This window comes from Microvirga sp. P5_D2, assembly GCF_054049475.1.
This window is the reverse complement of record NZ_JBFUMH010000203.1, coordinates 1-7,741: the sequence shown is the minus strand read 5'-3', so window position 1 is coordinate 7,741 and position 7,741 is coordinate 1. Positions and strand designations below refer to the sequence as shown.

General features: G+C 51.2%; 5 protein-coding genes. 2 read left to right on the top strand and 3 right to left on the bottom strand.

All coding sequences use genetic code 11. The annotated features are described in order from the left end of the window. Positions 1-301 precede the first annotated feature (301 nt). Positions 302-718, bottom strand: a complete 417-nt coding sequence (locus tag ACXJKO_RS27850; protein ID WP_457094290.1) for a helix-turn-helix domain-containing protein — start codon at positions 716-718, stop codon at positions 302-304. Positions 719-1,137: 419 nt separating this feature from the next. Between ACXJKO_RS27850 and ACXJKO_RS27845 the strand changes: the two genes are divergently transcribed. Then, positions 1,138-2,094 (top strand): hypothetical protein, encoded by a 957-nt coding sequence (locus ACXJKO_RS27845; protein WP_457094289.1) that lies wholly within the window; start codon positions 1,138-1,140, stop codon positions 2,092-2,094. Positions 2,095-3,208: 1,114 nt separating this feature from the next. On the opposite strand, the gene ACXJKO_RS27840 is transcribed toward ACXJKO_RS27845, so the two are convergent. Then, positions 3,209-3,811: a recombinase family protein gene (locus ACXJKO_RS27840; RefSeq protein ID WP_457094288.1), complete on the bottom strand. Its 603-nt coding sequence runs from the start codon at positions 3,809-3,811 to the stop codon at positions 3,209-3,211. A gap of 505 nt (positions 3,812-4,316) precedes the next feature. Beyond that, positions 4,317-4,667: a hypothetical protein gene (locus ACXJKO_RS27835; protein ID WP_457094287.1), complete on the bottom strand. Its 351-nt coding sequence runs from the start codon at positions 4,665-4,667 to the stop codon at positions 4,317-4,319. A gap of 435 nt (positions 4,668-5,102) precedes the next feature. Between ACXJKO_RS27835 and ACXJKO_RS27830 the strand changes: the two genes are divergently transcribed. Beyond that, positions 5,103-6,725, top strand: a complete 1,623-nt coding sequence (locus ACXJKO_RS27830) for a patatin-like phospholipase family protein (protein WP_457094286.1) — start codon at positions 5,103-5,105, stop codon at positions 6,723-6,725. Positions 6,726-7,741 lie beyond the last annotated feature (1,016 nt).

The window sequence follows — 7,741 nt, the reverse complement described above, 5'->3', positions numbered from 1 at the left end:
CGGCTGGGGCATGCGACCGTCCGCAACCAACTCGTCAAACTTGGTCGGGCCGACCCCAATGTGGTCAGCAGCCTGTTCGCGGGAACGCCCGCGCGTCGGGTAAACGCGGGAGGTCATAACTCCCCCGCAAGATTGAAACGAATCCATGACAATTAATGAAGAGCGCACCGGACCAACGTCCGATGGACCCGGAATGGCTACCGGATGATCGCTCTGCCGTGTGTTGCTTTAGAAGTGCTGCGTGCATGTGGAGTTCTCTAAAATTATTTGTTCGGCGGAACGTCCGAGCCGTCCGTTCGGGTCAGTCCTGCTCCTCGAAGTTAGCTTTATCCCAAGTGAGCTTGAAAAGGACGGCTTCTGATACCCTCGAAAAAGCCGCCACGTTATTGATTATCCTGAAGCTTCCAGTGACGTGCTTATCAATCCACTCCTCGACCCCAGACCGAAGCCCATCCGGAGTTACGAGGTGAGCAACATCCACCTTCAAGTCATCCTGGATCATTTCATCAGGGCCGCTGTAACGATGAATACCAAGCAGCAACGCTGCGCAGGCAAGTTCGACGGTGCGGGGGATGGACACGACATGGTTGGGGTCGTCGCGCCGAGTGCCGCGTTCGTACAACTCGATAGTGTTGCGGTTTAGCCCAAGAACACGGGCTGCCCCGGTCTGCGTGAGGCCCATTGTTTTACGCCACAGTTTGAATTGCTCTTTCTCCATGGGTTGGTTCTTAACAGGGCTCAATCAGCTATGTCAAGTTATCCGTACAATGGACGAATTTACAGCAGTTGACTGCCTATTTTGTGCCTACAAAATAGGTTGACAGCGGAAAGAAGCTTAACTAGATAGGGCAGCAGTTGCTGGCCAGCGACATGGATCTCTGCCGCCACGGGTGGCGAGGATCTCCGGGGAGAGATTTTCCCTCTCCCGACCTGAGGACGCCCACTGGGATGTTCTTCAGGATCAGGAGCTTCGGCTCCATTACGAGGCTTTAGCCTCATCACGCCTCTGTCTCACTGGGACGGAGGATTCCCACACCGAGCCACCATGCTCGGCAAGCAGCGGGTGCTGATTTGATCGCCCGCTGTTGGGGAAGCCGTGAGCGCTCACRCACTTCTATTGCCAGGAACGAATTTTTGATGACGACACACTACGAGTTGAAACCGAGAAGAACCGCAGCGGATTGGGATGCGGTCGAGAACGAAAACCCCCTCGCCAAGCAGATGAGAACGGTTCAGCGACGATCCGAGCAAGTGATCCAGGGAGATACGCGAGCGTGCTATCTCAGTGGAGGCGCTGGCGTTGGCAAATCCTTCGCGATCTCGCAGGCCATCGACAATGCAGGCTGCAATGTCATCCGCGCTATGCCGAAGAATGTCCGCGAACTGGAGAAGTTCTTCGAGCTTTCGAACGGTAAGACACCTCTGGTCTTTGAGGAATGCGACCACCTGTTTCGGTCGCCGAACTCGCTCAACCTTTTGAAAATCGCAACCGATAGCGCCGGATCTCAATCGATTCAGGTCTATGTTCCGAAGGTGCGGGGCGAGGAGGGAGGGTTCAAAACGATTTGGCTAACGTCCCCCATCGTGTTCGCATTCAACGGGAACTTACTGAACGATAAAGAATGGCCGAAAGAGTGCCTTCCCCATATTGACGCCCTGCGTAGCCGCGAGCAGCCTCTCTACATCGATGCAGATCGGACTGCTCGGTGGGAATATGCAACCTATCTTGCCCTTCGGAAGCGGATGCTCACGAGAACAGAGGTCGGACGTAAAGACATCCCGCTAAGCGTTCAGAATAATGCCATCGGCTGGTTTGCCAGAACCCTGTGGCGTCAGAATGAAGTATCGCCGCGCCGACTGGTGAAGATCGCCAATGTTTTCATGGCGGATCATGCTGCGAAGAAGCGGGCGCAGCAATCGGGCTACAAGTACGATCATCGTGCGCTTGATGAAGATCTGGAGCAGTTTCTGCTCCCGGACAGCAATGATCTTCCGCTGCCGCCCGAGGTTCCCCCGATATTCGTTCCTCCGAAAACGCCGTCTCTCAGTTGCGAGATATGCCCTCCAGATCGATACGGACACATTATTCGATGAACTCGGATGGCGAGGCGGATCTCCGAGTTCGTCCTATAAGTGCTGCGTCATTCCGCAACGCGCTTCAGGTGAGCAAAATGATTTTAGGGAGCCGTTTGAGCGATCAAGATTTGGCGCAACAGGAGCGGCAAGCGCTTTGATTGAAGCATCGTTAGGCCAGAACGGAGGCACGATCCGGCTCATCCCGCTCCTATGACAGAAAGTGCTCACAAATCATTCTTTATGGACAAGATGCAGCGGGATCTTTTATAAATAACATTACATAAGGCTCAGGAGTTAACAGGGGCGACTCCACCCCAACCAGTCATCCGGGACAAGTAGCAAAGGCGATAAGACACGTGATGGTGTCAGCCACAGACCGGGGAACGTAAGGCAGAGCCGCCGACCAAGACGGACGCCCCACCCGAGGTGGTAGGGAGGCAACGGCTGCTTGGCAAAGGATCGTCAGGATCGCTTTGCAAGAAGGCATTGAAAAGAGGATAGGTGTGTCTTGAACTATTCGACCCCTATCCGTCACGCATCGATACCCTAACAGTGGATGCGTGAAGCTACAATTTCCCAAAAATTGTAAACCGTTGGACATAAAAGGGTTCACCGGGGGTGCATCGACCGGCGAGTGCAAAAAGCGATAGGGCACACTCAGCCGTCAACCGTAACACCCCAGGATGTAGGTGGAACTTGTCGAGATAGGGCTCGCTAGAGCAGGGACCGGGCAACCTCCTGCGCCAAGTAACATTGGCTACGCGGCTTGTTAGGTAGTCACGGACTCAGGATGACTAGATCTTCTCCCCTCACTTTCGTTTGTTTTGTAAGCGAAGGTGAGGGGAGAAGGTAGATTAGATCTAGGATGATATGACAATCATGATCCCTACAGGGATTGATCCGAAGGATCTGGCTGATGGCTGGAAGAACGAAACGCAAGTGAAGTGATCCAGCCAGAAGCAGTGGGAGTGCGCAGCAGGACCACTCAGATCTCTTTCACGAACTAACCAGCACTCGCTATGCCGAGATCAGAAGCAGCCCAAATGGCTTCATTCGAAGAGATCTGTTCAGATCGTAACGGTCCTGACACGGCTCTCTGACCGTCATCGACCGTCACGAACTTGCGCAGGGATCATGCAGCTTCGGCTGATGCCATGGCTTCACGCTGTCCTGCCCGAAGAGCCGCGTAATAGCTCGACTTGCTGATCCCCAGGATACGACAGGTTTCTGGGACCGTAGTGTTCGGATCATCATGGGCAAGCATCACCTGTCGGACCAGAGCCTCGGTGATCTTGGGAGGACGACCAAAGCGAGTTTGGCGCTGCCGGGCGATGGCTCGGCCAGCCGCACTGCGTTCGAGGAGAAGGTTGCGTTCGAACTCGGCCAGGACAGCCAGCACACCGACGACCATCTTGCCGGTGGCCGTGCTTGTGTCGATGTTGTCCATCACGGAGACTAGCTTGGCTCCTTTGCTCTCGATCTCCTCGACGATCTGGAGCAGGTGAAGCTGAGATCTCGCTAATCGATCTAGGCGGTAGACCGTTGCCTGATCACCTGGACGAAGTTGATCGAGCATGCGGCGTAGCTCGGTTCGATCCCGCTTCGCTCCGGATGCCTTCTCTCGATAGATGTCTCGATCATCGACACCGGCACGGATCAAGGCATCGAGTTGCAGGGACCAGTCCTGGTCAGATGTTGAGACGCGCGAGTACCCGAACTTCCGACCAGCAACCATCCAAAAACTCCCGTGTAGTTTAAGAAGATTCTCGCACGGACTTTCTGCACTGCCAACGTCTTGAAATCTCGTGGCTGGATCGTTGGTGCAGGAAATGAAGAGTTCTTGGAAAGCATCCGCGCAATAGTCCGTCACCCCCCGGCGGGCACAGGTCGCCGGATCGTCTTCAACGATATCGTCGGACGATCTCAACATGCCGCGACGACGATGTCGTCATCGTCCATGAACAGTTCGTCCACCCTCCCTGGCGGGGACCAGTCGATGATCGTTGAGCGGTCGGCAAAATGATTTTGGAGAGGGTTGAACGGGTGCGACGAGGATGGTCGGGAAGGTGTAGAGGCTGGATCAACGATAGGAAAAACGTTGACCGGGAGCCGGGTCGGGGATGGGAGAATCCGGAGAAAGGTTGACCGAGGAGAGGCTGGAGCGCCTTTGCTGAGGTATGCCGCGAAACTGCGACTGACCTGAAATGAATTTCCAGGTCAGTTGTTGTGTTCTCGGACGATCAAGTCCAGCGCAGCTTGAACAACGTGGCTGCTTTTTCGCTGGGGAAGCCGAGAACCGTAATGCCAGCGTCATAGAGCGGCGCTTCTTCGAAAGTTTCGTAGCTTATGTTCTCCTCGTCCAGCCAATTATACGCATCAACATCGGATTGGTATGCTTGTTCGTCCTCGTCGTTCCGGGACTCCCAGTCCTTCACAACAACATGAAAGGGATGGCGTGCGAGAAAAGCATTGAGACCCGTCCGGGTCTCATCAATGGATTGAGCATAACCTTCCCAGTTATGGGAACTGGCGAAGGCGCTCTCTTGATCTAGTAGTTCATAAACGTCTTTAATGGGAGCATTCGTATACATCAAACATCATTCTAAATTGAGTAACAGCCGTCGTGTGATCGACGAATACGCATATTAGTGCAGTTTTCCTGGAATTGCAATGAAATTACATACTGCGGGCCTGCCCTGGCAAAAAGCGGATACTGTTACGGGAGCATTGAGCCGTAATCGCTGTTGGTGGACAGTGGATGGCATACTAAGTGCCATGGAGCGAGCGAGGCGGCATCCCGTGTTCAGAGTGGCACAGGAACAACAGTGTAAGTCCAGTATGAGCATGCTCATCATGAACCGCAAGCGATCAGATTATCCTTGCCCAGCACCTATAGCAGCTTCACAAATTTCCACAGCGGCTATCACTCAACATGTCTCACCCATGCTGCCAAGCTTGACCGCTTTCAGCCGCTTCGCTTGTATAAATGTGCCCGCTGCTTCAGCAGCATCACATGGATTCGAGACATGCCTCCGCGCGTTGAAATCAACTCGGAAGAGATTCCAATCGAGATTGTCTTCCAAGGCGGTGGGGCAAAGTTAGTCGCACTTCTCGCGGCCGCCGAGGTAATCTACAAGCTCGCTCCTGAGTTGAATTTCCGAGTTACGCGGGTTTCTGGATCATCTGCTGGAGCAATTGCTGCATGTATATTAGGCAGCGGACGCGATCCTGCTGTTTTCAAGGAACGTATATTACGTCTTGCGAAAACTTACTTACCACAAATTAGTCGTAACATAAGTTTCCCTTCGGCTTTTGTCCCAATCTTTCTTGGGAAGTCCTTGTATAATGCAGACGCATACAGCCGCTTTATTCGAGAGCTTTTCGAAGGATATAATCATCTTTCCTCTTTGCCAATCAGAGTTCAAATTCATGCTACAGATATATATAATGGAAACTCAAAAGTTTTTGATGGTTCTGACACGGATCACACATTAGAGTACTCTGTATTTTGTTCATCTGCTCTGCCTTTCATATTTCATACTTACCGCAGCGATAAGCACCTTGATGGAGGAGTTATCAATAACCTTCCAGTTAACGAACTAATTAGGAGGCCACATAATGATGCAGGGACCATTATCGGCTTTAGTTTTGAAAGGAAATTGCCCTATTTGTTTCGTGGTGGAATAAAGCAATATTTGAATGCTTTAACATCATCCGTGATAGATTATTCTGTACTTAGATCGTTGGATGAACTAGGCGTAAATAATGTCTGTCACATTAAGACAGGGATTGACACATTAGATTTCGTTGCTGCCTTGGATGAAATAGATAAGCAACCTTATAATGATTATAAAGCACAGGTCGAGAGTTTCTTGATCAAGGCAGTGTCGTCTGCCAGGAATAAATTATCGATTGATAATAGAGAAGTTGATATCTTTGACCGGGTTAGGAGTTTGCATAGAGTCGCGCGTAATTCAGATAATATAAGGGTTATTAGGCGCGTATTTGAGGCTCGCTCAAACTCTCTATACTACAAGAATAAATCAATTCCTGATGAAGTTAGGATTATAGATACAATATCTCCTATATCTGAACCTATATCAGCTTACGGCATGACCGTCACGTCCGGTGACAGCATGGTAGATATAAAGGATATACGGTATTCTGTTGTGGATTCTGAAGGCGTACACCATGAGGCGACTTCGATACCTCTGCCACCGAAGGAGACTGATACTGGAGTAGACTATAACAACATAATATTATTTTTCCACAAACCCTTAGCGAATAATGGGAATGAGTACACGATTTCATGTTCCTTTCATACAAACGAAATACTGTATAATCTGATAGTACGAGAGGAGAACTTTTTAGACGCGGTTTGCTATGAAAACATTGAAGTTTCTGAGTTGGAGAACCTAGATTTGGTCTGCTACATACCGGACAGTATGCCAAACGTTGTAATGAAACACCTAAACCCAAAAGACTTTCCAAACTTAGTAAGCTCCAAACAAACTTGGATTGAGGGGCAGGAGATGTCAGCAGCCGAATTAAGGCAATTTGGTCTCCCGCCACTGGGTTTCAAAGCACTAGGCTGGAAGGCGGTAAACTTGAAACGCGGGATGGCAGCAGGGTTTGTCGCGCTCGCATGAATTACGGCTTGCGCACTAGCGAACGAAACTTTTTTGAACTATCTATCTTATGAACTATCCATGTTATGAAATGCTGGTCATCCTAGCTACCTTTGGAGTAGCATTAGGTTGCCCACAAGGGAGATGAGTATGCGCAAGCCAATCGTGTTTGTCGGTTAAATTTATCAAGTGGCTCTCCGGCAGATTTCGCCCAAGGGCCTTATACGGGCTATGTAGCCTGTTGCCTTCCCTAAACCGCAAGTACTCCGTTGCTGCTATGCGCTCACGCATGTTGCAAAAACGGGCTCTAAACCCCTCTAAGGCGTTCTGCCCCACAAAACTGTTACATACTAGCGGTTCAGCCTTCGGCATATCGAATGGATGAGGTAGTCTGCTCTCAATAAGAACCTGAACCTTGGTTCAGGCTCGACAGTTCCCCAAAATGTAGCGCAACTCCTTGCAACAGAAGGGGCAGAAAATCTGGGGGACTGGGTATAGGAGCTTGCGAGCCAATACGGACGATGTAGCATCCCCAGGTTCACCTAAGACATTGACATATATCAGAAATTGAGCCCCTCTCCTGGGCAGCACCTTTCGTCTGACAGACTGAGGCTGATCGCAAACGCCCAGTAAATCGAACCTCCTCGAATTGGACCTAGGCGGATTTCCCTCCACTCTTCTCTCCCCCACTCTGTACGACCTTGAGGTCCTGGATCATTGGTGGGAGGTCAGCGGGAAGGTGCTGGCAGCCTCCAAGTCGGTGAACCGAGCCTTGCACCTGGGTCCGAGCCTTGCACCTGGGATTGAATCGGTTCGGAGGTCGCTCCCATGGGAGGCTCTTTCGAGTGCAGTCGAGGGCAATCCTATTGAGGAGTTCGCATAGTTGGATGTCAGACCCGAACTTCTCGCCCAGTCGAGTCAACCGATACGACGCTTCCGGTGAGGGCAGAGAGGGCAATTAGTTGATGAAAATTTTTGCTGAGTTTCAGCTATTGCTAAGATGGCTTAAGACCTCTCGCTCACTGTGAGAGCATGAT

Excerpts from the sequence above, each read along its gene's own strand:
- ACXJKO_RS27840 (WP_457094288.1), bottom strand. The coding sequence starts at position 3,811 with ATGGTTGCTGGTCGGAAGTTCGGGTACTCGCGCGTCTCAACATCTGAC.
- ACXJKO_RS27830 (WP_457094286.1), top strand. The coding sequence starts at position 5,103 with ATGCCTCCGCGCGTTGAAATCAACTCGGAAGAGATTCCAATCGAGATT.
- ACXJKO_RS27845 (WP_457094289.1), top strand. The coding sequence starts at position 1,138 with ATGACGACACACTACGAGTTGAAACCGAGAAGAACCGCAGCGGATTGG.
- ACXJKO_RS27835 (WP_457094287.1), bottom strand. The coding sequence starts at position 4,667 with ATGTATACGAATGCTCCCATTAAAGACGTTTATGAACTACTAGATCAA.
- ACXJKO_RS27850 (WP_457094290.1), bottom strand. The coding sequence starts at position 718 with ATGGAGAAAGAGCAATTCAAACTGTGGCGTAAAACAATGGGCCTCACG.